The following is a 24,852-nucleotide window of genomic DNA, read 5'->3' as shown; positions in this document are numbered from 1 at the left end:
TTACCATTTCTGCACTGCAAATACAATCGTCTTATATTCATCTTTTTCAAACAACACACCTATACTGTTCTTTTTAAGTTGAACAATATCAGAATAAGCAGCATAGCTATTGCCTTTATAACCTTCAGGACTTTTTGCGATTACAATACTTTTCTCCCAACTGTGTCCATCATCCTTACTCATTCTTAATGTTAAATTATCTCGCTTTTTAACATCTGCTGCATTGCAAACGAATAAAATTCTATTTCCTTTTTTATCTAAAAACGATAGTGTACTTCCTTGGCAAACTGGATCTGGTAAATTTGAGTCGAAAAAGGTTTTATCCCAAGTTTGACCACCGTTTTTGCTAATCGCAATAATTCTTTGTCTCACATTTCCTTGCTGATTTCGAATATTCATCACCATATCATCTCCAGAAAGTTGAGCCGCCATTGCTTCATTACTACCTAAAAAACTTATGTTTTCTGAAACTTTAAAAGTCGCACCGTGATCATCTGTGTAGTAACCATGAGCTAGATAATCTTTACCAGCATTTTGGGGAGCTCCTGCAGAATGATTAGCTGCTACAAAAATGCGCCCCTTGTAAGTTCCACTATCAAATTGCATTGCATGACCAGGTGTATTTGCATAACTGCGCCAATCTTCTGAAAAATTATAGTTTGGATTTATTTGTGGCATTTTAGGTTTATGAACTTGTGTGGTGATATTAACAGGTTCAGACCAGTTTAAACCACCATCAATAGAAGTTTTATACCAAACTTCTCTTAAGCCATTTCCTTTTCTAACCTCACCTTCGTGATTATTACCTGTATTATAGAACAAGAAGATCCTTCCTTTAGGGTATTTAGGATCAGTAAAATCAATTACTGGAGCTGGGTTTCCAGCTTGAAATTTATCGTAATCAACTACAGTTTGTAAAGCCGACCACGTTTTTCCTTTATTCGTACTACGTTTTAAAACAATATTAATATCGCCAAAATCCCCAGCATCATGAACTCTTCCTTCAGCAAAAGCTAATAAATCGCCATTTTTTAAGGTAACAATAGCAGGTATTCTATAACTTTTATGTCCTTCTTGTCCGGAAACAAAAACAGGAATATATTTTACTTGTGCTATACTTGTTATAACCAGTAAAAGAAAAACTAATGTATTAAAAGTGGTTCTCATTGCATGTGCTTTTATATGTGTCTAAAATAATGCTAATTCGTTTTCTTGGCTATAAATAAACCGCCTAAAACTAATATAACACCTATGAAAGTATATAAGCTGATTGCTTCGTTTGCTAGTATGGCGGCAATTATAAATCCAAATAATGGACATAGAAATAACCATAATCCTGCTTTAACGGCGTTTGTTTTTAATAGCCAGAGCCAAAGTTGTACTGCTACAATAGAAACAGGTATTGCTAACCAAGTAACAGAAGACCAGAACTTTAAATCAAAATGGTTGAGTTGGTCGTTATAAAAGAAAATAACAAAAGGCAATAGCAATAACCCTCCTATGCAGGTTTGCCATCCATTTATGGTGAGTAGACTTAAATCATTCCATTTCTTTGCCGAAAAATAAATTGCTGCCAAAGCATAAGAAAGCATACTTACTAAAAGAATTAATAAACCTTCGGTAGTTACAGATGCATTTTCAAATAAAGGCCATGCGGCACAAACTACACCAAGAGTACATATCATTAATCCTAAAAGAAGTGCAAGGGTTAGTTTTTTATTGAGAAATATAACAGAGAAAAAACTAATAAATACTGGATTTATTGCAACAGCTAAAGCTCCAATTCCAGCAGTTACTTTTTGCATTGCAACAACGTACAAGCCTAAATAAATACTAATATTTAATATCCCATAAATACTAATTTGAAGCCATTCTTTTCCTTTTGGCAATCTATTTTTTTGTACAAAATGAGAAACAAATAGCATGATGATTGCAGCCATGCCAAAACGTGTAACTGCAATTACTAATGGTTGTGCAACAGCTAATCCAATTTTTGTTGCCGTAGATGCCGAAGCCCAAAATATGGCAAAAATTAACCCTGCAACTAACCAGCTATATTGTTTTTTAATCATGAAACAGTTTTCTAATGCTATTAAGATTTGTCAGCATTAATATTTCCTAAAATAAGCCATTTGTTTAATATAGAATATGAAATTATTTTTTATTATAATTTAATTTGAAATAAGAGTAGCACATAATGTTAAGTTTTACTACTCCAGTTAACATAAACATAATATGAAATTGATTTTGCAATAACATAAATTTGCAGAAATCACATTTCATGAAAAAGGATAAATCAAAGGCTCTTGCTAAATCATTAAGAAAAACTGCACAAAAAGAAATTAAGTTAAGTTTAATTCAAAACCTAAAAGAGTTTGCTGAGAAACTTGGTAAAAGCTCTAAAAAGATAAATAAAGCAATTGAAAAAAGTGCAGTAAAACTTTCAAAAGAGATTGCTAAAGATGGCCAAGTAATTCAGAGCACTTCGGCTGAGAAAACTGACAGCCCATTAAAATCTGCTAAAAAATCAGTTGTGAAATCTGAAGTAAAAAAGGGAAATACTCCTTCTTAAAAAACAAACTTAGGCTAACAACAGCATGTGAATGAAATCTTTAAACTTATCAACGTTTAAAGGTTTTGCTAGTAAATAATCAATTCCTATATCTCTTTTCAATTCCTCTTCATTTATAATTGTGGTAGATATCACAATTATAGGAACGTTTTTAGATAAGGATCTTATGATTTTAGAAGCCTCAAATCCATCCATTTCAGGCATGTACAAATCCATAATTACTAAATCAAACTCTTCGGCTTTAAATTTTTCAACTGCATCTAAACCATTTATTGCAACTACTACCTCAAACGGAAAAGGTTTTAGTATTCTTTCAATCAATAAAACGCTAATGGGTTCATCTTCTACAATCAGAATTCTCTTCTTTCTGTCTGCATTTTTTTTATAGTTGAATATCACTTTGACGTATGGTTTATCTAACAAATAAAATTATTTCTCTACTAGTATTCGAATATGGCTTAAGTATACTTAATTATTACGAGAACTAAGATAAAAAAAATACGACGAAAATGTAACTTATTCTGCATCACCAGAAAAGGTATACGTATCAAATTTGTTTCAATTATAATTCTCTCGATTTATAATTGAAACAACTTATTGAAAAACAAGAATTATTGACACCTAGATATACAATAGAACTAGCAATTGATCTCACCTATTAAATTCTTTATCGATACACAAAAAATAGATGTCCGAAAATGTCTTTAAATGTCTGAAAATATCAGTCTAAAAGATACTTTGTTCTACTCTTGTTCGAGGTTTACCCTAGGTTTGTTCTTCTCAAACCGGGTTTTGTAGGAGAAACGTAGGAGCATACTAGGAGATGTGTAGGAGAAGTGTTGGTAAATTTATCGTGTATGGCTTACTGCAAAGTTGTCTTAAACAACAAAACCCACCTATTGGCGGGTTCTGTTCGTTGCAAGTGCAACGATAAGCTTCATCTTTTAATTATCTAGACAAGATGCATTATAGTTGCTCAGACTATAATTAATAATTTCATCTTTTAGTTTATCCTCATAAATTCTTCTAGATGTTACAATTAAAAAACAAGCTCATTAGCATCCAGTGCTCAATTGGATGACTAATTTTTTACTATTTTATTTTTACAGGAACAGTAAGATTTTCCCAGTTCAATGAAAAACCTTTTTTGTTAACTTCATAGGTCATTCTTTCATTAAATGCTTTAGATTTCATAGGTTTTACCATAACTTTTAAAACGTCCTTTTTTGGATCATTTGTTGTTTCGCCAGCACGAGTGATACCCCACTGCCCAACTTGTGAATTAAAAATAATGGTCCATTGACTTTCTGTTGGCAACATATAGACGCTGTACTTGCCTGCAGGAAGCTCTTTGCCTTCTATTTTCAACGCTTTATCAGTTTCGAAAATGGTTGCTTCATTTGCTCCTGCTCTCCAAATCTTGTTGTAAGGAACTAATTCGCCCCAAATTTTTCTTTCTTTTACTGCTGGACTGCTATAGGAAATTTTAACTGTTGCATCTCCTATTTTCCCAGTAGCTGTAGCTGCAGGACTAGCTTTTTGTGCATAAACACTTACTGAAGCCGCTAACAATAAAATTAAAGACAAAGATTTTCTCAGATTTTTCATGATACTTTTTTTAGTTAAGTTAAAACATTTTCTGCAATTGTACAATTATACTGATTTAATTATCTTTTGCCTTAAGGATTAATCAACTTTGCTTCACCAGTTTTAATATTAAGTGTCCATGGCTGTGGTTTTGGCAATGTTAATTTTCCATCACCAATTTCTAAAGGCATCCATAAATAACGTGAATCCCATTGTGTCTTCGGTTTCCATATATCACCCATAAATATAACAGTTGTAGCTTTAGAGCCTATTACTTTAATCATCATTGTAGATTGTGAACCATATGTTTTTGTTTCTGGTGGTGCAATATCTTTAAAATCTGACCATGGACCTGACAAACTTTTTGCAGTTGCATATTTATTAGGATTTGGATCCCAACCTGTTAATGCTGATCCAATGGCGTAATATAAACCGTTATAATGTACAATGGCCCCACCTTCCATATGCTTTGGAATAAGGCTCATTTCTTTTTCTACCTCAAGATAATCAGCTGATAATTTAGCAATCCTAAAGCCATATGGCCTGTCTTCAAATACTAAATAAGCACTGCCATCATCGTCAATAAACTGACCTATATCACGGCTTTCATGGCCAAGTGGACGAAACGTTTTAATAATTTTGAAAGGTCCAGTTGCCGAATTACTAACTGCAACGCCTACTCTTGCATATACATATGCGCTTTTACTCATTTTAAGCACTCCATTTTCAAGCGTACGCACCTGCCCATCTACATGCATGTACATTACATATTTTTTTGTTTTGGTGTTGTAGAATACTTTAGGTCGTTCTATTAGCCAACTACCTAAGGCACTATCAGGTTTAGTGGCTTTTAGTGCATCACCCTTAAACACCCAATTAACTAAATCTTTAGAGGCATAACAACTTACGTATCTATAATTGGTATCTAAACCTTTTCTACGCTGTTCGCCATACCAGTAATACTGATTTTTTACTTTAATGATTCCTCCACCATGTGCTTGGATATGATTTCCTTGCTTATCAGGCCATACTTCGGTAGGCCTTATTGTATTTGCCTTGTTTTGTGCAGCAGCAGGATAACAGCTTACCATGTACAAGACAAATAATAGTACACTTTTAACTTGTTTCTTCATTAATATTAAGGAATTAAATATGTGGTTATATTTTAGTTAATGGTAAGAATATAAAGAATTGAGAGCCTTCTCCTAGCTTACTTTTAAATTCGATTCTGCCCCCTAAACGTTCTATAAATTCCTTACACAAAACCAAACCCAAGCCTACTCCTTTTTCATTATTTGTTCCATAAGTTGGTGCCGCTTTAATTGAAAAAATAGTTTCTTGGTCAATTAGATCAATACCTTTTCCATTATCACTGACTGTGATTTTACATTCATTAGAAACTACTTCAGCATTAATGTTTATTAATCCACCAGTTGGTGTAAATTTTACTGCATTGCTAATGAGATTGCGCACTACCAGTTGCAACATATCTACATCTGCCATTATCATTAGATGTTTAGGAATTGTATCAATTATGGCAATATCTTTTTTTAATGCCTGAACTTTTTCCATTTGTATGGTATTGGATAGCACTTCATAAACATTTACTACTACAAGTTGAATAAAAGGACCTTCTAATTGCGATTTAGACCAACTCAATAAATTAGAGAGCATAGTAATGGTATGATTGGTTGTGCTCTCTAGAGATTTCTCTAGAACAATCCGCTCTTCAGCACCTAACATATTTTCATTTAACAAAGTGAAATAGCTTTGAATATTCATTAGAGGGGTCCTCACATCATGGGATATGATAGACATTAATTTATCCTTCTCTATATTTCGTTGCTCTAATTCACTTTTCTGTTGTAGAATTTGCTGATTGCTAATTTCAACAGCTATTGTTTTTTCTTCTGCGGCTTTACGCTCCACATCGTAACTGCGCCTTATAAATCTGATTATAACGTAAACAACGACTACAGGCAGTGGAAATACCGTAATTCTATCCATAAATTGACCTTTGCCAGCGGTAAATGGATGGTTAATTAAATAGGGATAATAATATTCAACAGTATGTAATGCTAAAAAAAACAGCACATAAATAATTAGCCACCTTAAGTGCTGTTTATAGGGTGAAATGGCCAATATAACTAATAAATATGCTGGCCAAATTAAATCTGTAGAACCATCAATACCTGAATTGGTAAAATAATTTAATCCGAATACCAACAATCCTATTAATCCGAAAAGAGTATTATTATGAGGTTTGTTGTAAAACCTAGAATAATAATATTGATGAAGAAAAAATAATCCAATTAAGAAGGCAGAGATTGATCCTATGTATAAGCCTGCAAACAAATTGTACGGAGAATAAATGAGGGAGATAGCGATAAGAACTATACTAATAGAATGAAATATTCTACTTTGTAAAGAAAATTGAATAGGATTGCCAATAAGATTCGTCCAAAAAGTTACTTCTCTATTTTTAGATTTAGGATATATAAAATTGAAATTACTTAATTTCGACATGTAGTTTAGAAAGGATGATTTGCCTACTATACGATTATACATATAGGTATGCAATATTACCTAAAATATCATAAATGATTAAATGAATATTTTAGGTATTAATCCTTTAAAAGCAATACTATAGCTTAATTAAACTTACGATGCCTTAGAAAGTTTGGCGTTAACTTGAGTCATAAAATCGTAGATATCAAAAGGTTTTGGGATAAAACCATCTGCAGGACATTCTTGTACAACTATCTTGCTTTGGGCATGAGCTGACATCAAAAGTAAGGGGATATTTTTAAAATCATTTCCCTCTTTTAACTCTCTACATTCATCGATGCCATTTCCATCGGGAAGCATGATATCCATTAAGATTAGATCTGGTACTTCTGTTGAAATCATTCTGCGAAATTCGGAGAGTGTAGAGCTGCTTTTTACATCTAAGTTGAATTCCGTAAGTAGTATAACAATCATTTCACTAATATCTTGGTCGTCTTCTACTAAGTAGATCATCTTTTTCTCCATTTTGGCGCTGTTTGGTTCGAAGCAAGAACACAAATTTTGTGCAAATTGTTTTAACCCTCAACATTTTTTATAGGAATGCTGAAACCAAATTCAGATCCCACTCCTATCTCACTTTTCACACTAAAAGACCCTTCATGCCTATCTATAATTTCTTTGCTAATATAAAGACCTAATCCTAGTCCAGCGATATGCGCAACTCCTTCGGCTCTAAAAAACCGTTTAAAGATCCCTTTTTGTTGCTGTTTACTTAGTCCAATTCCTTTATCCTGTACTTTTATTACTGCTTGATCTTCTTTCTTTTCAAGCACAACAAATACCTCGTTTGCTTGTGGTGAATACTTAATAGCATTGTTCAACAAATTGATAATTACTTGTTCTATTCGTTGTTGATCCCCCCAAACCATTAGCTTTTCTTGAAATCCTGAAAAGGAAATTAGGTGTGAAGTGCTGTTATAGTGGAAAGTTTCTATAATATCCTTTACTATTTTATGAAGATCGAAAAACTCGAAATTGAATTGAAGTTGTCCAGCCTCAACTTTAGAAACATCTAGCAAATCTCCTATTAAAGCGCCAAGTCTTTCCAATTGCTTTAGCGATTTGTCTACAAAAAACTCGGCCATTTTACTTCCTTTTTCTTTTTGTAGCATCTGCAGATAACCCTTTAAAGATGTAAGTGGAGTTTTAAGTTCATGACTAGCGAGAGCAATAAACTCATCTTTTTTCTCAGACAATGCTTTGACTTCTTCGAATAATTTGGAATTATCTAATGCAACCGCAGCCTGAGAAGCTACACTCGCTAATATCTCTTCATGCTCTGCTTTGAAAACACCTACCTCTGGGTGACCAAAAAACAAACCACCAATCACGTCACCAGACGTGGAGATAACTGGAACGGCAAGATAGCTTACTACTGCAAGGTGGCCAGCTGGCATCCCATAATGTGGGGAATTCTTACCATATCTAGGATCTTCTCTTACATCGTCTAGTCGAACAATACTTTCTCCTGAAAAAGTAGGATGAAAAATAGCAGTATTACGAGGCATACCAAACTTTTCGAAAGCTTCTCTTGGAGCACCAGAAAGTGTAAAAAGCATAAAAGACTCACCACTTTCATCGTAAGTATTGTAAAAGAAAGCTCCAAATGCAGCACCAGTAATCTCCGTAGTTGCATCGGTTACTCTTTGCAAAATTTCTTTCACATCTAACTTTTCTGAAATAGCCGTACCTATAGAATTTAATAGGGTTTGTCTTTTTGCAAATTGGTAAGCTTGTCGTTCAGCTCTTTTTAATTCAGAAATATCTCTTGCCACTTTAGAAGCACCCATAATATTTCCGAAAGCATCTTTAATTGGGGATACTGTTAGAGAAATCTCAATCTCATGCCCATCTTTGTGTACCCTAACTGTATGAAAATGATCAATCTTATTGCCTGCTTTTATATTAGAGATGATGACTTCTTCTTCGCTAATTAAGCGAGGAGGAATGATTACACTAATGTGTTTGCCAATCATTTCCTCTTCAGTATATCCAAATATTTTTTGCGCTCCAACATTCCAGCTCCTAATCACTCCATCTAATCCTTTACTTAGTATTGCATCATCAGAAGATTCTACAATAGCAGATAAGATTTCATGCTTCTCATCGCTTGATTTTTTATCAGTTATATCTACTAATGTGTTGTATGCACCTAATAGTACGTTATTTTCATCAAAAACAGGTGATGGATAAACTAATAGTGAACGGAATGCACCATCTGACTGTTGAATAACGATCTCTTCTCCAGCATGTGGTTTACCTTGTTTCAGTGTAAGTGCCATAGGGCAACTATCCAAATCCATTGGCCTACCATCTGGATAATAAATCTTCCAAGATCCACACCAATATTCTTTTAAAAGTTCGGGTTCTCTTCCCCAAAGAATTGCTGCCGCTTTATTAAAAAAAGTAACGCGTCCACTTGCATCACAAGTATACATGGCAAGAGGCGACTCTTTAACAAGCTGTTCAAAAATCATATTTTTTTACTTGAGTTATATCTGTTAACGTACTAACAAAAAGAGTGACCTTGTGATCAAATGTAAAAAATAATTCAAAAATTTACTTGGCATCGTTGTAAAGCATACAAGTAATCATTATTCGTTTGTATTAATCGACTTGTTCTTTATCAACTATCTTAAATGGTAATAAATAAAGTCTCTATTATACCATGTAAACAAAACTAATTAACATATAGTTTGTTAAACTGAAAAAATAGCAATAATAATAAGGTTATACTTGACAAAAGTACCTTACTTAAGTTGGTAAACAGTTTGAATATTTAAAAATTTGGATATAAATGAAGGAAAACATTAAAGAAGTAGCCAAACTTTTAATTGAAAAACGACTTACTATTGCTTTTGCAGAAAGCGCAACTGCTGGTCGTTTGTGTGCCGAATTTTCTATGCCAGCTGATGCGGGTAAATACCTAAAAGGAGGATTAGTGTGTTACGATGCCTCACTTAAAACAGATATTTTGGGTGTAGATAGTGAAATCATTGAAAAATATACCCCAGAATCTGCTCAAGTAACCGAAGCTATTGCATTGGGTTTAACCCATCTTATTGATGCAGATATACATATTGGAGTTACGGGTCTTCCAGCACCAGGTGGCAGCGAAACTTTTGAAAAACCTGTCGGAACAATGTTTATTCATGCCATAAAAAATGGGGAATCTTTTTTTACAGATCGACATGTGTTCTCAGGCAACTCTGAAGCAATTATTAATGATACTGTTGAGCGTGTTGCTCAACTGTTGTTAAAAAATCTGAATTAATCGTTTAAACGTTAATCATGAAAAAACAAAAAACAAGTCACTCGTTCTTTTATAGAAACTCATTGACCATTGTATTTACTACATTATTTTTAATTACGCTGGGCGCTCAAGCTATTACAGGTTGGCATGAGAATAATGATGAAATGAGAGATCTCGGTGCAAACCAATTGTCTTTCTCAACCTATCTTTTTAGCGGTCATTTTATCTCAGCTACTTTTGAGAATTTTGAATCGGAATTCCTTCAAATGTCACTTTATGTTGTGCTAACTATTGGCCTTCGACAAAAAGGATCGGCCGAATCTAAAAAAATAGATGAACCTGAAGATGTAGATCTAGAACCAAAGGTAACTAAAGGTGCTCCTTGGCCAGTAAAAAAGGGTGGTTGGATACTTAAATTGTATAGCATGTCTCTTTCAATCTGCTTTGCTATTCTTTTCCTTTTTAGCTGGGCAATGCATTTATATGGTAGCTTAAAATCTCATAATGCAGAACAAGCTGCAAAGCATTTACCACTAGATACAATTTATAGCTACTTAGGACAAAGTGAATTTTGGTTCGAAACCTTTCAGAATTGGCAAAGCGAATTTCTTTCCGTAGCCGCAATTGTATTTTTAACTATTTATCTACGTCAAAAAGGTTCTCCAGAGTCAAAACCAGTAGATGCACCACATATGGAAACAGGCAAATAACAAATAAAAAAAGAATAAAAATTTGTAAAACCTTTTTTTATAGACCCTGTTAATAAAGTACAATAACAAAAATACATACCTAAAAAAGAACAAATATGGCAACTACAAAAAAACCGACCGGAAAGACCGGAAAAATGGAAGATTCAGAATTTCATGAATTCTTTGTTGACGAATTAAAAGATATTTATTGGGCAGAGAAACATTTAGCAAAAGCTCTTCCTAAAATGAAAAAAGCGTCAACTAGTCCAGATCTAGCAGCAGCTTTTGAAAAACATACTGCTGAAACAGAACAACACATTAGCACGTTAGAACAAGTATTTGAGCTTTTGGGAGAAAAAGCAACTGCTAAGAAATGTGATGCGATGGCAGGTCTTCTTGAAGAGGCTAACGGAATTATAGAAGACACGGATTCGGGCACGATGATTCGTGATGCGGGTTTAATTCTTGCTGCACAGAAGGTAGAACACTATGAAATTGCAACCTACGGAACGCTTCGCGTATTTGCAGAAAACATGGGACATACAGATGTGGTAGATTTATTATCACAAACGTTAGAAAACGAAAAAGCTACAGATGTTGCTTTAACAACAATTGCAGAAGGATTTGTGAACGAGCAGGCAGCAGCTGAATAAGAAATCAACTACACAATAAGAAAAGTCACGGAATTTCGTGACTTTTTTTGTGTAATGGTAATAGTACTCTTATTACTTTTTGGAATATCTATAATTTAATACGATCATCAATATATCGCATACTGCAGAAAACGCATTAGTTAGGGTAATTGGTAATTCGTTTAACACTATCCCATACCAACACCACAATAGATTCCCTGCTAATAATACAAAGAACATTAACGGTGAAACTGCTTGTGCTTTTTTCTCTTTAAATATCTTCACAATTTGAGGAATAGAGGATATAGCGGTCAGTATTCCAGCACTAAATCCAATAATTGTTTTTACATCCATGTTTCTTAATTTAACCTTTTTCTCACCTATTTATTTGTTGTGTCTCACTAATCAATGTGGATATTATTATGATTTATAGCCCATCTTTTAAACAATTTAATTTGCTTTTTGTTCCTTTAACATGGACTTTAACATACATAAGTTTAGTGATAAGCTTTACACTTGGATAATTCAAAAGGGTCCAAGTTTTATATTTGGCATTTTAGTTTTATTTATTGGGCTTTGGTTAATAAAAATACTTTCTCGATGGTTAACATCTAGAATGCATCAGAAAGAAATTGATCCTTCCTTAAAGCCTTTCTTGCTTAATTTAGTTATCGTTGTTTTGCGTGTTTTGCTTGTGCTAGGCGTAATGCAAATTATTGGCATCCAAATGACTGTATTTGCTGCTCTAATTGGCGCAATGGGTGTTGCTTTAGGTTTAGCATTATCAGGTACGTTACAAAATTTTGCTAGCGGTGTAATTATACTTTTACTTAAACCTTTTGCTGTTGGCGATAATATTATCGCTTCTGGAATAGAAGGAACAGTTACCTCTATTCAGATTTTTTATACCATAGTCACTACATTTGATAACAGAACTGTAATTTATCCGAATAGCAAGCTTTCTAATGAAGTAATTGTAAACATAAGTCGGATTGGAAGTAGACGATTAGATATAGAGCTTAAGTTTATGAATTCAATCGATTTTGGCACTGTAAAGCAATTAATTAATAAAGTAATAGATGAGAATAAGGATATGCTGAAAAAACCTGAAAGAAGAATAGGCATTTCATCAATAGAGACGGATGGGTATAAAGTTAGTATTAGTGTGTGGGTAAAATCTCATGGATTTATGGATACTAAATTCGCTTTTCAAGAGAAATTAATTGCTGATATTAAAGATGCTGGATTAAAATTGCCAGGGATGTAGAATTTTGTTTGTAACCGTTAAAAAAATAGGGCAATTAAAAAAATTCAATTGCCCTACACACTATTGATTTTCATTTTATAGTGCTGATCCTCCACTGCGCTCATCTCTATCTAAACTACTTTCTCCACTTTGATCATTACGATTTTCTAAATCTGCATTATCATTAGGATCTTCTCCATTCTGTTGTCCAGAATTTTGCGTTTGTTGTCCTGAGGCAGTATTTTGAGTGCCTGGCGCACTTGAAGCATAATCGGCATCAGAACCTTGTTGTTGTTGATCCATGCTATTCATTCCTGACTGACTGCTATTTCTGTCTTGACTCCACCCACTATCACTTGCACTTGAGCCTTGATTTTGTTGTGAAGTTGAATTGCCTAAATCATTATTTTGCGTTTGACCTGAGCCACCTTGTGAACCACTATTCTGATTATTAAATTCTCCTTGTGTTGAATTTTCTCCAGAATTTTCTTCTTGATTTTGGCTTTCATTTTTTTGACTCCATTGATTTTCTGTTTGTGATTGATTATTTAAATCTTCACTGTTTTGATTTTGATTTTCCATGATATTTGATTTTTATGTTAGTAATTCTTTTTTATATGTTAGTCCTCAACTTTTTCCATTTCAAACTTCTTTTTGATGGTTCTATTTAAAAAAGTTCCTTTTGAAATTGAGGCTTTAAAGTTTTTATAAATCTTTTCAGGTACATCCTTATAACGATATACATCGCCAGATACAAAAACTACAAATAAGTCTTTCTTGTCAGCATCGTATCTAATATGTTCAACAACTGATGAAGGCATTTAATTTATGGTTTAAGTACAACTTTTACACAATTATCTGTTTTATCATCAAACATGGCATATGCTTCACTCACTTTTGATAAAGGAACAGTATGTGTGATAATATCATCCAAAACAACTTTCTTAGTACTTACCAAATCGATTAAATGATCAATGTAATTGAGTACTGGCGCTTGTCCTTGTTTAATGGTTATACCTTTATCAAAAACCCTATGTAGTGGAAAATTATCATAGGTTGACCCATAAACGCCCATTATAGAAACGGTTCCCATTCTACGAACAGCCTCAAAGCACATCTCTAAAACCTTAATAGAACCTTTTTCAAAATTGATGGTTGCTTTAAACTTATCTACAAAACTACGTTCTGGTTCAAATCCAACTGCATCAACACATACATCAGCCCCTCTACCATTCGTCATTTCTCTAATTGCATCAACTACGTTTACTTTGTGGGGATTTAATGTTTCTACTTTATTTACTGTTTTAGCTTTTTCTAGTCTGTAATCAAGAGGATCAATAGCAATTACTCTACTTGCACCATTTAACCAAGCTGCTTTTTGTGCCATTAACCCAACTGGACCAGAGCCAAATATGGCTACAACTTCTCCACCTTTTAATTGAGCCCAATCTATCGCACTCCATCCAGTGGGGAAAATATCGGTTAGAAATAAAACTTGCTCATCGCTCATATCATCAGGAACAATTCTTGGACTAATATCTGCGTATGGTACTCGTACATATTCTGCTTGTCCACCTGAATATCCACCATACAAATCAGTATAACCAAATAACGCTCCTCCCTTCTGCCCCATCATATCTCCATTTGGACCGTAATGTTTATAGTTTGAATTTTCACAAGCTGGTGAAGCTTCATGAGTACAGAAAAAACAATGTCCACAAGCAATTGGAAACGGGACCACTACTCGATCACCTCTTTTTAAATTTGTAATAGCAGAACCTACTTCTTCCACGATCCCCATAAACTCATGCCCCATAACCATATTATTGGCCTGTGGCACGGCTCCACTCAAAATATGAAGATCAGATCCACATATAGCGGTGGAAGTTACCTTTAAAATTACATCCCTAGAATCTTCAATTCTGGGATCATCAACGCTATCATAACGGATATCGCCTGGTTTATGGAATACAGCTGCTTTCATAATTTATTATTTAATGTCATCCTGTTAAATTAACCTTGTAAAAAAAAAATGGTTTTGAAAAAATGGTTTTGAAAAAAATAAATTATCCAAAACAGCTTATCACACATTTTGAGAACCTATTTATGTAAAGATTGTTATCATTTTAAAAAACTTAATCGTTGCAATTATGATTTCAAGAGATAGTATTACAGTTAGCCCATGGCAAGCAGATAAGCAGGTAAAAAAAATAAATTCAGCTAATCATGAAAAACATCAGCTATTTGATGTACTCATTATTGGAGGTGGAATAACCGGTTTAACAACTGCATTATTGCTACAACAACAAGGAAAAAAATGCTTAATACTAGAGCGTGGCAACATTGGTTTTGGAACTACAGGGGGTACGAGTGCGCATTTAAATACTTTTTTTGATGCTACTTATCCAGAAATAGAATCTGATTTTGGTAAAGAAAATTCAAAGCTGGTAGCCAAAGCAGGAAAAGAAGCTTTTTCGTTAATAAAAAAGTTAGCAAAGGATTTAAAAATTGAATGTGATTTAGCAGAAAAAAATGCCTATTTATTTGCTCAAGATGAAAAACAAAGTAAAGAAGTAAAAGAGATTTTGGAAGCATCTAAAAGAGCTGGCATTGAAGTTGAGCAAGCAGATAAAATTAGTCTCCCAATCCCTTTCACGTCGGCTATATTGTTTAAAAAACAAGGCCAATTCCATCCAATAAAGTATATTCAAAAACTAGCAGAAGCGTTTGAAAAAAATGGTGGTGTAATAGTTGAACGTACTTTTATTAATGAGGTTGAAAAGAAAGGAGAATTTGTATATGCAGTTGCAGATCATATGATTTTTAAAGCACAACATTTAGTATATGCAACACATGCAGTTCCAGGAGTAAATTCATTTAGCTTTAAATGTGCTCCATACCGTAGTTATGTTATTGGACTAACTTTAACAGATGAAAACTATCCTAATGAATTGGCTTACGATATGATGGAACCGTACCACTATTTTAGAACACATGAAATTGAAGGACAAAAATATCTTTTAGTAGGTGGTGAGGATCATAAAACTGGTCAAGGCGATGCAGATAGTGCTTTTAAAGAATTGGAAAGCTATGTTAAACAGTATTTTGATGTGAAAGAAATCTCTTATAGATGGTCTTCTCAATACTATGTTCCAGCAGATGGATTACCTTACATTGGTAAAATGCCAGGAGAAGAAAACATATACGTTGCTACAGGTTTTAACGGCAATGGAATGATGTTTGGCACGTTATCTGGGATACTCATTAGTGATGAAATTTTAGGTAAGAAAAATGAATTTAAAGAACTATTTTCTGCTGCTAGAATTAAACCAATTGCCGGGTTTACAGAACTTGTTCAAGAAAACGCAAATGTAGCTTGGCATTTTGTAGCAGATAGATTTAATACTGAATCTATTTCTACGTTAAAAGAAATGGAAAGTGAAAGCGGCACAGTTGCTGATTATAATGGCGAAAAGTTAGCGCTGTATAAACATAAAAATGGAAAAGTGACTATTTTAAATCCTGTTTGTACTCATGCAGGATGTATTGTAAATTTTAATGCTGTAGAAAAAAGCTGGGATTGTCCCTGCCATGGGGGAAGATTTGACCTAGAAGGAAATGTTTTGTGTGGTCCTCCTAGAAAAAATCTGGAGAGGAAGAAATAACTAAATAGTGCTTATAGAGGAAACATGAATCATGATTTCATCTTGATTAAAGGTTTTTAATGCCCACTTTTTTAATTTATCCCAAAACTTCTCATCAATTTCTGAGGCTAATACTTCATAAACAATTATATCTTCTTTAAGAGTAGCCGATGAATTCTCTTTCCAAAAACCAGTAACTGGAACTCTTGAATACATAGTTAATCCACCAAATTTATCAGTTAATTTTTGATGCAGACTGCTATAATATTTTTTTGGAAATGATTTTCCTTTTTTGCTATAAACTGGTATAAAAAGTTCAATACGTTTTGAGGGTTCTTGATTTAGTTTTGACTTATTAATCAATTTTAAAGCTTTGCTAGCAGAAAGTCGACCAATTGGTTCAAAAACTTTACCTGCTTGTTTGTTATAGTTGATAAAAAATTGCTCAACTTCATCTAACAGTTGCTGTGGAAAGTCTTTTAATTCATCAATTGCCACATATTGTTCGGAGATTTTTGGAATAGCAAATAAACGATCATTACGTGTTCTCTTACCATCTCTTTCTGTTTGCACAGCCTTTAAGCCACCAATTATTCTACAATCTATTGCACACCCAGAAAAGGTTTCTATTTCTGAAATAACCATTACATCTAAAGGATCACCATCTCCACCAATAGTACCAGGAATAAAACCAAAATCATAAGGAAAAATTAAACCAGCAGGCAATATCTTTTTAAGCTTTATATACCCTTGTTCAATATCACATTTGTATTTCTTTCCTTTGGGTGTTTCAATAATAACTGTTACTGGCTCCATACTTTTCACAAACACTATTTATTAAACAATGTTTTAGTTATGAAATTTTAGATTAACACATAAAAAACCTAAACAATTTTTAATGCTATTCGTTGTTAATTCATGGAACCATTCAATATACATATTCAACATAACGGCGAAGAAATAACACTTACAGTGTTACCTGAAAAAGACTATTTTAAACTCATTTACTTTGGTGCAATTATTGGAGCAATAAAAGAAACTGAAGGGGAATGGGAATTACTTGAGGAAGATGAAATAGAACCAGGTGCATTGCCCTTATTTGAATATAAAAACGGAGGCCATGAACAATTAAAATTTGAATTGAATTTACCTAAGATCAATCAAATTGCTGCTGAAATTGAAAACTTCATTTATTAATAAAGTAATTATAACTTGAATATCATACCATGAAAACTAGAATTTTATTTTTATTAACCATTATTTCATTCTCATTTGCTTGTAGAAATGCTGAACAAAAACAGGATGAAGCCAGCGCTGAACCAGTTACTTCAAATGATACTAATATTATCAAAAAGAGCGATAAAAAAATGAAGCAAGAAGATAAAACTACATTTTTTACAAATGCTGCTATTGGAGGAATGATGGAAGTGGAAGCAAGTTCGAGAATATTGGCAGAAACTAAAAATAATCCAGCAGTACTAGCTCACGCTAAAATGATTAAAGATGATCATATGAAAGCGAATGAGGAATTGAAAGCTATTGCTAAAAGAGAGAATTTTGTACTTCCTACTACTTTACCTAAAGCTAAACTAAAAATTTTAAAAGACTTAGAAAGCTTAAATGATGAAGCAAAGAATGAGTTCTATATTAATCTGATGGTAACCGAACATAATGAGGCTATTAATCTCTTTACAGTAGCTTCTGGTATGCCAATAGAATCTATTTCTGCTTTTGCTACCAAAACATTACCAATTTTAAGACATCATTATGATATGACGGTAAAAATCCGTGAAGACATTTTAAAAGAAAAAGCTAACCAAGGAGATGACCCGTTAAAAATCAGCAATAAAAGAAAAAATAATGCTGCAAAAAATCAATGATCCTAAATATTATGCAGTAAGTTCAATCCATACAGGGCAATGATCACTAGATTTTTCCCATCCACGAACTTCTTTATCTACTTTTGCAGAAACTAACCTTGGTAAAATAACATCATTCAATAAAAAATGATCTAAACGAAGCCCTGCATCGCGACCATACGCATTCCTTAAATAATCATAAAAGGTATAAATGCGTTCATTAGGATGTAAATACCGAATTGCATCAGTCCAACCTAGTTTGAGCATTTTTTGATAGGCTAATCTAGATTCTGGAAAGAAAAGTGCATTGGTTATATATTTCTCAGGTTTATACGTATCAAGCTCGGTTGGAATTACGTTATAATCTCCAATTAGCAATACTGGAAGGTTAAAAGACAACAATTTTTTGGCATGTTGGTGTAAGCGTTTAAACCAAGACAGCTTATAATCAAACTTTGGGCCTGGAGCTGGATTACCGTTTGGAAGATATAAGCAACCAATTACCATTCCATAAACAAAACCTTCAATGTAGCGGCTGTGTACATCAGCTGGATCTCCATCGAGATTTCGTCTTGTTTCTTTGATTTCTTCTTTCGCAAGTATTGCTACCCCATTCCAACTTTTTTGTCCATGCCAAATGGAATGATATCCAGCTTTTAAGAGAGCATCCTGAGGAAATAGTTTATCTGGACATTTCAATTCCTGCAAACACACAATATCTGGCTTTGCCTCTTTTAGCCAGCGGAGCAAAACGGCCAATCTGCCGTTAATGCCATTCACGTTATAAGTTGCTATTTTCAATAGATTATGATAAGAAAGTGTCAAACAAAAATGGACTTTCCAACAGAAAGTCCAACTTAATAGATTTGCTAGCTTATTAGCAAATGATTTTCGTAGCGGTTATTTCTTTCCCTTATCAGCGATGTATTTTTCAATTACTTTGCGATCGTTAGAGCCAGTTGCACGTTTTGCACCAACAACTTGTTGTATACTTACACCCATTTTTGTTGCCACATGAGAAAGTTCATAATCTTGCGATGAATTTACTTTTTTACGATCAGAAGGTCCTTGCTTTGCCATAATATTTATTTTTTAGATAGACGATTGAGTTTAATTCACTACTTAAAAAACAGCCATTGCCTTTTTTTGTTTCGTTAAAGGAAAACTTCTTGTTCATCAGTATAATAACTACTTCTCCCATTAATCTTTTCCGATTTTATAACTACCCCAGTTGGCGATTTTTTAATATCAGCACCATGAACTTTCATAAAATCTCGAAGTTCACCCCTAAGCTCATCACCGTTTTCCTTTCTAATCTCTTCTATTGCTTTTTTCAATACTGTACTTACAGAATTAAAGAGTTTCTTAATGTGTTTCTCTGGAATAGCGTTTGACAATGAGAATGGTGAAATCCTAGCATGCCACAAAATCTCATCTGCATAAGAATTACCAATACCCCTCATTTTATGCTGGTCCATCATTACTTCTTTTACCTTTTTCTTAGATTTAGAAAATATAGTAGTAAAATAATCAAGTTGCATTTCTAATGCATCTGGTGCATCAGCAGGCTTAGGGTTTAAAGTTGGAGTAGCCTGCTTCAATATATCTACTACTGCAAAACCTTCACCTCCTGAAAAATGAAACACCATTATCGCGAACTTTGGAGATGTATTCTCTTTATTTAAAAGCAACAATTCCCCCCTTAACATGAGATGTATTTGCAGAACGTGATCATCTCCAAAATGAAAATGCAAAGTCTTACCATATCTGCTTACTGATGTGAGTTTTTCGCCTTCTAACGTTGATTTAAATTCCTTAATTGTAATCTTTAATTTCTTTGCTTCTTTAACTTCTAGCAACTTCAACGTTTTACCCTTAAACCTGCGAGATAATATCTCAGCAAACACTTCTAAATCTGGTAACTCTGCCATAACTACACACTCAGATATTTCTTAATTTCCTTTACCGAATTTCCATTGAGTACAATTGCTGATTTCAAATCTTCTACACTAATTTGAAACTCCTGTGCCCAGTGAGCTACATCTTCTGGATCATAAGTATTTATTTCTCGACACTCATTTTCATCTACAAAAGGTTCAAGTGTATCACTATCATCTTCTATTGGATAACGTTCTCTTATTTCATCCGGATCAGGAATATTTTCCTCGAAGCCTAAATTATCCTTGTTCAATTCCATCGGTCTATTATTAATTTATGGATAAATCTCTTGTGCTTTTTTAATTGCTTTTTCTAAATCAATACCCTTACCCAATACCCCTTTAAAGATGTCTCCTTTCTTTTTAAGTCGTTCTATTGCATTAAAAATGGTAAAGTCTTTCATCTTTAATCCTGGTTTTACTTCATCCCATTCTAAAGGCATAGATACAGTAGCACCTACTTTTGGACGAAGAGAATAAGGGCCTGCAATAGTTGCTCCAGGTCTATTTTGTAAAAAGTCTAAATACATTTTTCCTTTTCTGGCCGAAACCATACGCTCTAAGGATGTAAAATCAGGTAGTTTTTCATTTACTATACCAACGATAATCCTTGCAAAAAGCTGCGTTTGGTCATAGGTATATTTTGCACCCATAGGGATATAAATATGTATGCCTGTTGAACCAGAAGTTTTAGGATAACTAGGAACATTAATTGAATCTAATACCTCTTTTACGGTCAAGGCGGCTTCAATTACTTTGTCAAAATGATGTTTGTCGGGATCAAGATCAATTACACAATAATCTGGATTATCTGGCGACTGCACTCTTGAAAACCAAGGATTAATCTCTATACAACCCAAAGAAGCCATCCAAAGTAGTGTCGCTACATCATCGCCAACTAAATATTCTTTTTCTTCGCCATCACTTGTAGAATATGGAAAAGTTTTTGCCCATTCTGGCGCTTTCCCTTTCACATCCTTTTGATAAAAACTTTGTCCATGAATTCCGCCTGGAAAACGATTTAAGGATTGTGGTCTATCTTTCAAATAAGGTAACATAAAATCGGCAACCTGATAATAGTAGTTAAACATTTCACGTTTGGTTACGCCATCTTCTGGCCAATACACTTTACTTAAATGAGTAAACTTAAGTTCCTTTCCATTTACTTTACGTACTTGGGTTTCATCTTTTGGATTTAATAAAGTTTTAGGAATGGTAACTTTTGGTGGTCGTATGGCAGTAGCATGCTTATTTGGTGAAATTTCTGTTTCATTGGATTTATCATCCATATTCGTTTCAACTTCTTGCACTACTTCTTCAGTGTGAGCAGCTGTTTCACGCACTACATCCTTCGCATTTTTATCCATCCGCATCCCTTTAAATGCTGGATGGCGAAATATTCCTTCATCGGTTACTTCGGTATAAGCCACTTCACCTACCAATTCAGGTTTCATCCACGTTGCTTTGGCATTTAATTGTTTATGCTGAAAGCGAGATAGTTTGTTAATATCTGGAACGACAGTAAATGGACTTTTGTCTGTGATATAGGGCTTAAATGCCTCCATCATTTCTTTTTGGTCAGAGTCTGAAAATCCAGTTCCCACTTTACCTACATAAGTAAGAGTTTTGTTCTCCCATACTGCTAAAATCAATGAACTGAAAAGTTTAGAAGTATCTTCATTACGGGTAAAGCCAGCAATAATCACTTCTTGTCTCCTTGAAACTTTAATCTTTAACCAATCTTTAGAACGATTAGAAAGCACATAGGTAGATGATTTAAGCTTGGCCATAATTCCTTCCAGTCCCATTCTTTCTGCAGCTGCAAAGAAATCTGTACCATTGGCATCGAATACTTTGGAAATCCGTATTCTATCATCATCTGTTGGTAGTATTTCATTTAAAATTGCCTGTCTTTCTACAAGAGGCAATCCTGTTAATTTTTTACCCTCGTACCAAAGTATATCGAAAACATAAAATACTAATTCTCCATCTGCTTCACTCCTCCAGTTTTGCAGCGAGCCGAAATTTGAAATTCCTTTATCATTTAACACCAAAATTTCTCCATCAATTACTGCATTTATCTTCCAAGAGGAAATGATTTTATGGATTGGATAGAATTTGTCGTTAAAAGATTTATTATTACGTGAAAGTAATTCGACTTTTCCTTTGTTGATAAAAGCTAACGCTCTATATCCATCCCATTTCACTTCATATTGCCAATTTGGGTCATCAAAGGGAGCATCAACCAATGTTGCGAGCATTGGTTTTACATTTTTTAATATGGCAGATTTTGGTGCAGATTTTAAAATATTAGCTGTATCCATTTTGACTGAATCATCAGAAACCTCAGAATCTTCTAGCAGCTGTTCATCTTCTTTTTTTGATTTTGCTTTAGTTTTTTTTTACTAGGTTGCTTAGCCTCAATTTTTTCTTCTTTATTGCTGTGCCATACCTTATCACTGGATTTCTCCATTTCGTCAATTGTTTTATCAGAAAGTATGGATTTATCTAACTTCAATACATCCTTTTTGGTCGAAAAATCATCATCATGCTTAATTAATAACCATGAATTTTCTCCCATACCATGAGTTCTGACTAAGGCAAATTCGCCATTGAGCTTCTCTCCATGCAATCGCATTTTAACAGAACCTTTTTTAAGCTCTGACAATAGGTACTTTTCTTGAGCCTTTTTCCCTTTAATTGGATCTATCGTTTCATACCAACCTTGATCCCAAACAATTACAGTTCCACCTCCATATTCGCCTTGCGGGATAATTCCTTCAAAATTTCTATAATCAAATGGATGATCCTCGACCATCATTGCTAATCGTTTTACTTTGGGATCTAAAGTTGGTCCTTTGGGTACCGCCCAACTTTTTAGTACGCCCTCCATTTCTAAACGAAAATCATAGTGTAAACGAGAAGCATCGTGTTTCTGAATGACGAACATTAATTTATCAGGATCTTTGCTTCTACCTGACTTTGGTTCAGCGGTTTTAGAAAAATCTCGTTTTTGGTTATATTTATCTAGTCCCATTGCTATTACTTTGCTATAAAGAAAACAGTAATGCGAATAAATAGTTTCGAAGAATGAAAAAGTTGGCTAACCATATAGTATCCTTTTAAAATTAATCATCTTTTTTAACCAATCCATCTACTAATAATTTCCATTGCGGATAAGAAAGTCCAACTTTTGCTGTCCAACCAACCATTGCATTACGTAACCCATCAAAAATTTTCTCGGTAGTTCCATTTGGCACCTCATTACGCCCATGCATTTCAGCCCAAACAGTTTGCCCGCTTCTGCCTACAATAAAAGTAGACGTAGCTACATCAGAAAAGAAATGTGCTACGCCAAGCTCAGGATGAAATGGATTTGAACAAGGTCTAACGGTAAATCCAGTCCATTCATCTAGCTCTGCTCCTTCATTTTTATCAATCTGTTCAATTCGTACCCAATCATATCCATCGCCTGCAGAAGTACCTGGACCAGGTATATCTATCCTGATTAGATTTCCAACTTCTAATCTAAAAGAAGGTGAACCATCGGGTAGTGTAAGTTGAAAGGTTGTTGCAGAAGTACCACATACCCTATCCCAATTACTTACTTCAAACAATCTCAATTTTACCAATTGATAAAATGTTACCGCTTGCTCAATATTTGGCACTATTGTTTCGCTTCTTGCATTCATTTCACTACCATGTAGTTGCTCGGGCACTAATTTATATTGGCTCATATCTATTTTATTAATTGTTTTCTAAAGTCTTTTTTATTATTTCAGCAATTGAAAATTCTGCACCACATACAAATTCATCTGCCGCACCATAATAAATTGTTAATTTATCTCCATCCACTACGTGACCATTTGTAAAAACCACATGACCAAAGAAACCAGAAAGTTCATAGCTTTCTGTTGGTGCCATAATTGGCTCTTCCGTTCTTCCTAGTATAATTGATGGGTTGTTGAGATCCATTAAAAAAGCACCCAAACAGTATCTATGATCTGCATTAGCGCCATGATAAATCTCTAACCAACCCTGCTTTGTCCAAATTGGGGAGGCGCCTGCACCTACTCTTGCACTATCCCACATTTCTGGTCTGGTTTTAATTATGCATTTGTGATTGCCCCATTGTAAACCGTCAGTTGAATCGCAAAGCCAAATAAAATTGCCACCAATCTCTTTAGAACTCGGTCTGTGTATTGCATAAAATTTACCATTGATCTTGCGTTCGAAGATTGCACAATCTTTATTGTGTGGTGGTAACATCATTACAGGAGTAGAGAAAGATTTCCAATCAGTTGTAGTTCTAAGGCCAACCCCTACCCCAGAATCTGAAACTGCAGTGTAGGTGAGATAAAATACTCCCTCTATTTCTACCACTCTGCAATCCTCAATTCCAAAACGTTCTAGTTCTCCCATTCCGAATAATCCTGCATATTCAGGTTCTTCTGTAAAAGAAATTCCATCTGTACTTGACAATAAGCGCAAATGTGAAACTGTAGTTAGGTAATCTAATCCTTTATAATTTCTTACTCTGGCATCGCTACCTATAAGGTCTGGGTCGTTTAGTGGAACTTCAATAATTTCTAATTTACCCATTTCATTCATCACTGGAAAAAAGATAAAGCCTTCTTTTTGCGCAATGCTCTCAGCTACCCTAACTAACAACCATATCTTCCCTTTAAAACGAAAAACACCTGGATTAAGTAAACAAATTACCTGAAGTCCATTATCGCTAGATGCAATATCTTTTGGCAATAAAATTGGATTATCGGGAAAACGTTTTGCTAAATCTTTCATGTAAAAAAAACACCAAGCGTAACGAATAGTTCTAACAATTTAAAAACAACCAAAAAAATTAG

At 34.0% G+C, this 24,852-nt stretch carries 29 protein-coding genes; 8 read left to right on the top strand and 21 right to left on the bottom strand.

The genetic code is table 11. The annotated features are described in order from the left end of the window. Together ACHMWN_RS12465 and ACHMWN_RS12460 are read right to left on the bottom strand one after the other, a co-directional pair. Positions 1 to 1,167: an exo-alpha-sialidase gene (locus ACHMWN_RS12465; RefSeq protein WP_397301518.1), complete on the bottom strand. Its 1,167-nt coding sequence runs from the start codon at positions 1,165 to 1,167 to the stop codon at positions 1 to 3. 32 nt (positions 1,168 to 1,199) lie between these two features. Then, positions 1,200 to 2,072, bottom strand: coding sequence for a DMT family transporter (locus ACHMWN_RS12460; RefSeq protein WP_397301515.1), 873 nt, complete (start codon positions 2,070 to 2,072; stop codon positions 1,200 to 1,202). Between the two features lie 209 nt (positions 2,073 to 2,281). Here ACHMWN_RS12460 and ACHMWN_RS12455 point away from each other — a divergent pair, with 209 nt between their 5' ends. After that, complete coding sequence (locus ACHMWN_RS12455; protein WP_397301512.1) at positions 2,282 to 2,572, top strand: hypothetical protein; 291 nt, start codon at positions 2,282 to 2,284, stop codon at positions 2,570 to 2,572. Between the two features lie 9 nt (positions 2,573 to 2,581). Here the strand turns inward: ACHMWN_RS12455 and ACHMWN_RS12450 are convergent, their stop codons facing one another. From ACHMWN_RS12450 to ACHMWN_RS12425, 6 genes are all read right to left on the bottom strand, one after another. Beyond that, positions 2,582 to 2,995, bottom strand: coding sequence for a response regulator (locus tag ACHMWN_RS12450; RefSeq protein WP_397301510.1), 414 nt, complete (start codon positions 2,993 to 2,995; stop codon positions 2,582 to 2,584). A gap of 669 nt (positions 2,996 to 3,664) precedes the next feature. Further along, on the bottom strand, positions 3,665 to 4,180 hold the full coding sequence (locus tag ACHMWN_RS12445) for a DUF2911 domain-containing protein (RefSeq protein WP_397301507.1): 516 nt from the start codon (positions 4,178 to 4,180) through the stop codon (positions 3,665 to 3,667). Positions 4,181 to 4,251: 71 nt separating this feature from the next. Then, the gene (locus tag ACHMWN_RS12440; RefSeq protein ID WP_397301505.1) at positions 4,252 to 5,292 is read right to left on the bottom strand and encodes a family 43 glycosylhydrolase; all 1,041 of its coding nucleotides are present in this window, start codon (positions 5,290 to 5,292) and stop codon (positions 4,252 to 4,254) included. A 25-nt stretch (positions 5,293 to 5,317) separates the two neighbouring features. Next, positions 5,318 to 6,685 (bottom strand): sensor histidine kinase, encoded by a 1,368-nt coding sequence (locus ACHMWN_RS12435; protein WP_397301502.1) that lies wholly within the window; start codon positions 6,683 to 6,685, stop codon positions 5,318 to 5,320. 135 nt (positions 6,686 to 6,820) lie between these two features. Beyond that, entirely contained in the window at positions 6,821 to 7,192 is a 372-nt protein-coding gene (locus ACHMWN_RS12430) for a response regulator transcription factor (protein ID WP_397301500.1), read from the bottom strand. Between the two features lie 50 nt (positions 7,193 to 7,242). After that, positions 7,243 to 9,204, bottom strand: coding sequence for a PAS domain S-box protein (locus ACHMWN_RS12425; RefSeq protein WP_397301497.1), 1,962 nt, complete (start codon positions 9,202 to 9,204; stop codon positions 7,243 to 7,245). Positions 9,205 to 9,524: 320 nt separating this feature from the next. On the opposite strand from ACHMWN_RS12425, the gene ACHMWN_RS12420 reads away from it, so the two are divergent. The 3 genes from ACHMWN_RS12420 to ACHMWN_RS12410 all read left to right on the top strand — a co-directional run bounded on the left by ACHMWN_RS12420 (position 9,525) and on the right by ACHMWN_RS12410 (position 11,322). Then, positions 9,525 to 10,001, top strand: a complete 477-nt coding sequence (locus ACHMWN_RS12420) for a CinA family protein (RefSeq protein WP_397301494.1) — start codon at positions 9,525 to 9,527, stop codon at positions 9,999 to 10,001. Between the two features lie 17 nt (positions 10,002 to 10,018). Further along, on the top strand, positions 10,019 to 10,690 hold the full coding sequence (locus ACHMWN_RS12415; RefSeq protein WP_397301492.1) for a DUF6766 family protein: 672 nt from the start codon (positions 10,019 to 10,021) through the stop codon (positions 10,688 to 10,690). Between the two features lie 95 nt (positions 10,691 to 10,785). Beyond that, positions 10,786 to 11,322, top strand: coding sequence for a ferritin-like domain-containing protein (locus tag ACHMWN_RS12410; RefSeq protein WP_397301489.1), 537 nt, complete (start codon positions 10,786 to 10,788; stop codon positions 11,320 to 11,322). 72 nt (positions 11,323 to 11,394) lie between these two features. Here ACHMWN_RS12410 and ACHMWN_RS12405 read toward each other — a convergent pair whose 3' ends face one another. Beyond that, positions 11,395 to 11,655, bottom strand: a complete 261-nt coding sequence (locus tag ACHMWN_RS12405; RefSeq protein WP_397301486.1) for a SemiSWEET family sugar transporter — start codon at positions 11,653 to 11,655, stop codon at positions 11,395 to 11,397. 121 nt (positions 11,656 to 11,776) lie between these two features. On the opposite strand from ACHMWN_RS12405, the gene ACHMWN_RS12400 reads away from it, so the two are divergent. Then, entirely contained in the window at positions 11,777 to 12,568 is a 792-nt protein-coding gene (locus ACHMWN_RS12400) for a mechanosensitive ion channel family protein (RefSeq protein WP_397301483.1), read from the top strand. Between the two features lie 75 nt (positions 12,569 to 12,643). On the opposite strand, the gene ACHMWN_RS12395 is transcribed toward ACHMWN_RS12400, so the two are convergent. Genes ACHMWN_RS12395 through ACHMWN_RS12385 form a run of 3 tightly spaced genes read right to left on the bottom strand, consistent with a single transcriptional unit; the run spans position 12,644 to position 14,531 of the window. After that, positions 12,644 to 13,129: a hypothetical protein gene (locus ACHMWN_RS12395; protein ID WP_397301481.1), complete on the bottom strand. Its 486-nt coding sequence runs from the start codon at positions 13,127 to 13,129 to the stop codon at positions 12,644 to 12,646. A gap of 38 nt (positions 13,130 to 13,167) precedes the next feature. Beyond that, positions 13,168 to 13,368, bottom strand: coding sequence for a KTSC domain-containing protein (locus ACHMWN_RS12390; protein WP_397301479.1), 201 nt, complete (start codon positions 13,366 to 13,368; stop codon positions 13,168 to 13,170). Positions 13,369 to 13,373: 5 nt separating this feature from the next. Continuing rightward, on the bottom strand, positions 13,374 to 14,531 hold the full coding sequence (locus ACHMWN_RS12385; protein WP_397301477.1) for a zinc-dependent alcohol dehydrogenase: 1,158 nt from the start codon (positions 14,529 to 14,531) through the stop codon (positions 13,374 to 13,376). A gap of 166 nt (positions 14,532 to 14,697) precedes the next feature. On the opposite strand from ACHMWN_RS12385, the gene ACHMWN_RS12380 reads away from it, so the two are divergent. Beyond that, positions 14,698 to 16,212: an FAD-dependent oxidoreductase gene (locus tag ACHMWN_RS12380; RefSeq protein WP_397301476.1), complete on the top strand. Its 1,515-nt coding sequence runs from the start codon at positions 14,698 to 14,700 to the stop codon at positions 16,210 to 16,212. On the opposite strand, the gene ACHMWN_RS12375 is transcribed toward ACHMWN_RS12380, so the two are convergent. Beyond that, positions 16,213 to 17,007 (bottom strand): inorganic diphosphatase, encoded by a 795-nt coding sequence (locus ACHMWN_RS12375; protein ID WP_397301474.1) that lies wholly within the window; start codon positions 17,005 to 17,007, stop codon positions 16,213 to 16,215. A 102-nt stretch (positions 17,008 to 17,109) separates the two neighbouring features. On the opposite strand from ACHMWN_RS12375, the gene ACHMWN_RS12370 reads away from it, so the two are divergent. Together ACHMWN_RS12370 and ACHMWN_RS12365 are read left to right on the top strand one after the other, a co-directional pair. Continuing rightward, on the top strand, positions 17,110 to 17,388 hold the full coding sequence (locus ACHMWN_RS12370) for a hypothetical protein (RefSeq protein ID WP_397301471.1): 279 nt from the start codon (positions 17,110 to 17,112) through the stop codon (positions 17,386 to 17,388). A 29-nt stretch (positions 17,389 to 17,417) separates the two neighbouring features. Then, positions 17,418 to 18,071, top strand: coding sequence for a DUF4142 domain-containing protein (locus tag ACHMWN_RS12365; RefSeq protein ID WP_397301468.1), 654 nt, complete (start codon positions 17,418 to 17,420; stop codon positions 18,069 to 18,071). A 9-nt stretch (positions 18,072 to 18,080) separates the two neighbouring features. Here the strand turns inward: ACHMWN_RS12365 and xth are convergent, their stop codons facing one another. From xth to ACHMWN_RS12325, 8 genes are all read right to left on the bottom strand, one after another. Then, the gene (gene xth, locus ACHMWN_RS12360) at positions 18,081 to 18,851 is read right to left on the bottom strand and encodes an exodeoxyribonuclease III (protein ID WP_397301466.1); all 771 of its coding nucleotides are present in this window, start codon (positions 18,849 to 18,851) and stop codon (positions 18,081 to 18,083) included. Positions 18,852 to 18,950: 99 nt separating this feature from the next. Further along, the gene (locus ACHMWN_RS12355; RefSeq protein ID WP_397301463.1) at positions 18,951 to 19,130 is read right to left on the bottom strand and encodes a DUF3606 domain-containing protein; all 180 of its coding nucleotides are present in this window, start codon (positions 19,128 to 19,130) and stop codon (positions 18,951 to 18,953) included. Between the two features lie 74 nt (positions 19,131 to 19,204). After that, positions 19,205 to 19,981, bottom strand: a complete 777-nt coding sequence (locus ACHMWN_RS12350) for a DNA-formamidopyrimidine glycosylase family protein (protein ID WP_397301460.1) — start codon at positions 19,979 to 19,981, stop codon at positions 19,205 to 19,207. A 2-nt stretch (positions 19,982 to 19,983) separates the two neighbouring features. Continuing rightward, positions 19,984 to 20,247: a DUF3606 domain-containing protein gene (locus ACHMWN_RS12345; RefSeq protein ID WP_397301458.1), complete on the bottom strand. Its 264-nt coding sequence runs from the start codon at positions 20,245 to 20,247 to the stop codon at positions 19,984 to 19,986. 15 nt (positions 20,248 to 20,262) lie between these two features. Next, positions 20,263 to 22,311 (bottom strand): DNA ligase D, encoded by a 2,049-nt coding sequence (gene ligD / locus ACHMWN_RS12340; protein WP_397301455.1) that lies wholly within the window; start codon positions 22,309 to 22,311, stop codon positions 20,263 to 20,265. Positions 22,312 to 22,343: 32 nt separating this feature from the next. After that, positions 22,344 to 23,024 (bottom strand): DNA polymerase ligase N-terminal domain-containing protein, encoded by a 681-nt coding sequence (locus tag ACHMWN_RS12335; RefSeq protein WP_397301453.1) that lies wholly within the window; start codon positions 23,022 to 23,024, stop codon positions 22,344 to 22,346. A 91-nt stretch (positions 23,025 to 23,115) separates the two neighbouring features. Continuing rightward, entirely contained in the window at positions 23,116 to 23,724 is a 609-nt protein-coding gene (locus ACHMWN_RS12330) for a hypothetical protein (protein ID WP_397301450.1), read from the bottom strand. 10 nt (positions 23,725 to 23,734) lie between these two features. Next, positions 23,735 to 24,790 carry a glycoside hydrolase family 130 protein gene (locus ACHMWN_RS12325; RefSeq protein ID WP_397301448.1) on the bottom strand — a complete coding sequence of 352 codons (1,056 nt, stop codon included), beginning with the start codon at positions 24,788 to 24,790 and terminating at the stop codon, positions 23,735 to 23,737. Positions 24,791 to 24,852: the final 62 nt, after the last annotated feature.

This window comes from Pedobacter sp. UC225_61, assembly GCF_044452285.1.
Lineage (GTDB): Bacteria > Bacteroidota > Bacteroidia > Sphingobacteriales > Sphingobacteriaceae > Pedobacter.
The sequence above is the reverse complement of the archived record's forward strand: the minus strand, read 5'-3'. Positions and strand labels throughout refer to the sequence as shown.

Excerpts from the sequence above, each read along its gene's own strand:
- ACHMWN_RS12465 (WP_397301518.1), bottom strand. The coding sequence starts at position 1,167 with ATGAGAACCACTTTTAATACATTAGTTTTTCTTTTACTGGTTATAACA.
- ACHMWN_RS12460 (WP_397301515.1), bottom strand. The coding sequence starts at position 2,072 with ATGATTAAAAAACAATATAGCTGGTTAGTTGCAGGGTTAATTTTTGCC.
- ACHMWN_RS12455 (WP_397301512.1), top strand. The coding sequence starts at position 2,282 with ATGAAAAAGGATAAATCAAAGGCTCTTGCTAAATCATTAAGAAAAACT.
- ACHMWN_RS12445 (WP_397301507.1), bottom strand. The coding sequence starts at position 4,180 with ATGAAAAATCTGAGAAAATCTTTGTCTTTAATTTTATTGTTAGCGGCT.
- ACHMWN_RS12440 (WP_397301505.1), bottom strand. The coding sequence starts at position 5,292 with ATGAAGAAACAAGTTAAAAGTGTACTATTATTTGTCTTGTACATGGTA.
- ACHMWN_RS12435 (WP_397301502.1), bottom strand. The coding sequence starts at position 6,685 with ATGTCGAAATTAAGTAATTTCAATTTTATATATCCTAAATCTAAAAAT.
- ACHMWN_RS12430 (WP_397301500.1), bottom strand. The coding sequence starts at position 7,192 with ATGGAGAAAAAGATGATCTACTTAGTAGAAGACGACCAAGATATTAGT.
- ACHMWN_RS12425 (WP_397301497.1), bottom strand. The coding sequence starts at position 9,204 with ATGATTTTTGAACAGCTTGTTAAAGAGTCGCCTCTTGCCATGTATACT.
- ACHMWN_RS12420 (WP_397301494.1), top strand. The coding sequence starts at position 9,525 with ATGAAGGAAAACATTAAAGAAGTAGCCAAACTTTTAATTGAAAAACGA.
- ACHMWN_RS12415 (WP_397301492.1), top strand. The coding sequence starts at position 10,019 with ATGAAAAAACAAAAAACAAGTCACTCGTTCTTTTATAGAAACTCATTG.
- ACHMWN_RS12410 (WP_397301489.1), top strand. The coding sequence starts at position 10,786 with ATGGCAACTACAAAAAAACCGACCGGAAAGACCGGAAAAATGGAAGAT.
- ACHMWN_RS12405 (WP_397301486.1), bottom strand. The coding sequence starts at position 11,655 with ATGGATGTAAAAACAATTATTGGATTTAGTGCTGGAATACTGACCGCT.
- ACHMWN_RS12400 (WP_397301483.1), top strand. The coding sequence starts at position 11,777 with ATGGACTTTAACATACATAAGTTTAGTGATAAGCTTTACACTTGGATA.
- ACHMWN_RS12395 (WP_397301481.1), bottom strand. The coding sequence starts at position 13,129 with ATGGAAAATCAAAATCAAAACAGTGAAGATTTAAATAATCAATCACAA.
- ACHMWN_RS12390 (WP_397301479.1), bottom strand. The coding sequence starts at position 13,368 with ATGCCTTCATCAGTTGTTGAACATATTAGATACGATGCTGACAAGAAA.
- ACHMWN_RS12385 (WP_397301477.1), bottom strand. The coding sequence starts at position 14,531 with ATGAAAGCAGCTGTATTCCATAAACCAGGCGATATCCGTTATGATAGC.
- ACHMWN_RS12380 (WP_397301476.1), top strand. The coding sequence starts at position 14,698 with ATGATTTCAAGAGATAGTATTACAGTTAGCCCATGGCAAGCAGATAAG.
- ACHMWN_RS12375 (WP_397301474.1), bottom strand. The coding sequence starts at position 17,007 with ATGGAGCCAGTAACAGTTATTATTGAAACACCCAAAGGAAAGAAATAC.
- ACHMWN_RS12370 (WP_397301471.1), top strand. The coding sequence starts at position 17,110 with ATGGAACCATTCAATATACATATTCAACATAACGGCGAAGAAATAACA.
- ACHMWN_RS12365 (WP_397301468.1), top strand. The coding sequence starts at position 17,418 with ATGAAAACTAGAATTTTATTTTTATTAACCATTATTTCATTCTCATTT.
- ACHMWN_RS12355 (WP_397301463.1), bottom strand. The coding sequence starts at position 19,130 with ATGGCAAAGCAAGGACCTTCTGATCGTAAAAAAGTAAATTCATCGCAA.
- ACHMWN_RS12350 (WP_397301460.1), bottom strand. The coding sequence starts at position 19,981 with ATGGCAGAGTTACCAGATTTAGAAGTGTTTGCTGAGATATTATCTCGC.
- ACHMWN_RS12345 (WP_397301458.1), bottom strand. The coding sequence starts at position 20,247 with ATGGAATTGAACAAGGATAATTTAGGCTTCGAGGAAAATATTCCTGAT.
- ligD (WP_397301455.1), bottom strand. The coding sequence starts at position 22,311 with ATGGATACAGCTAATATTTTAAAATCTGCACCAAAATCTGCCATATTA.
- ACHMWN_RS12335 (WP_397301453.1), bottom strand. The coding sequence starts at position 23,024 with ATGGGACTAGATAAATATAACCAAAAACGAGATTTTTCTAAAACCGCT.
- ACHMWN_RS12330 (WP_397301450.1), bottom strand. The coding sequence starts at position 23,724 with ATGAGCCAATATAAATTAGTGCCCGAGCAACTACATGGTAGTGAAATG.
- ACHMWN_RS12325 (WP_397301448.1), bottom strand. The coding sequence starts at position 24,790 with ATGAAAGATTTAGCAAAACGTTTTCCCGATAATCCAATTTTATTGCCA.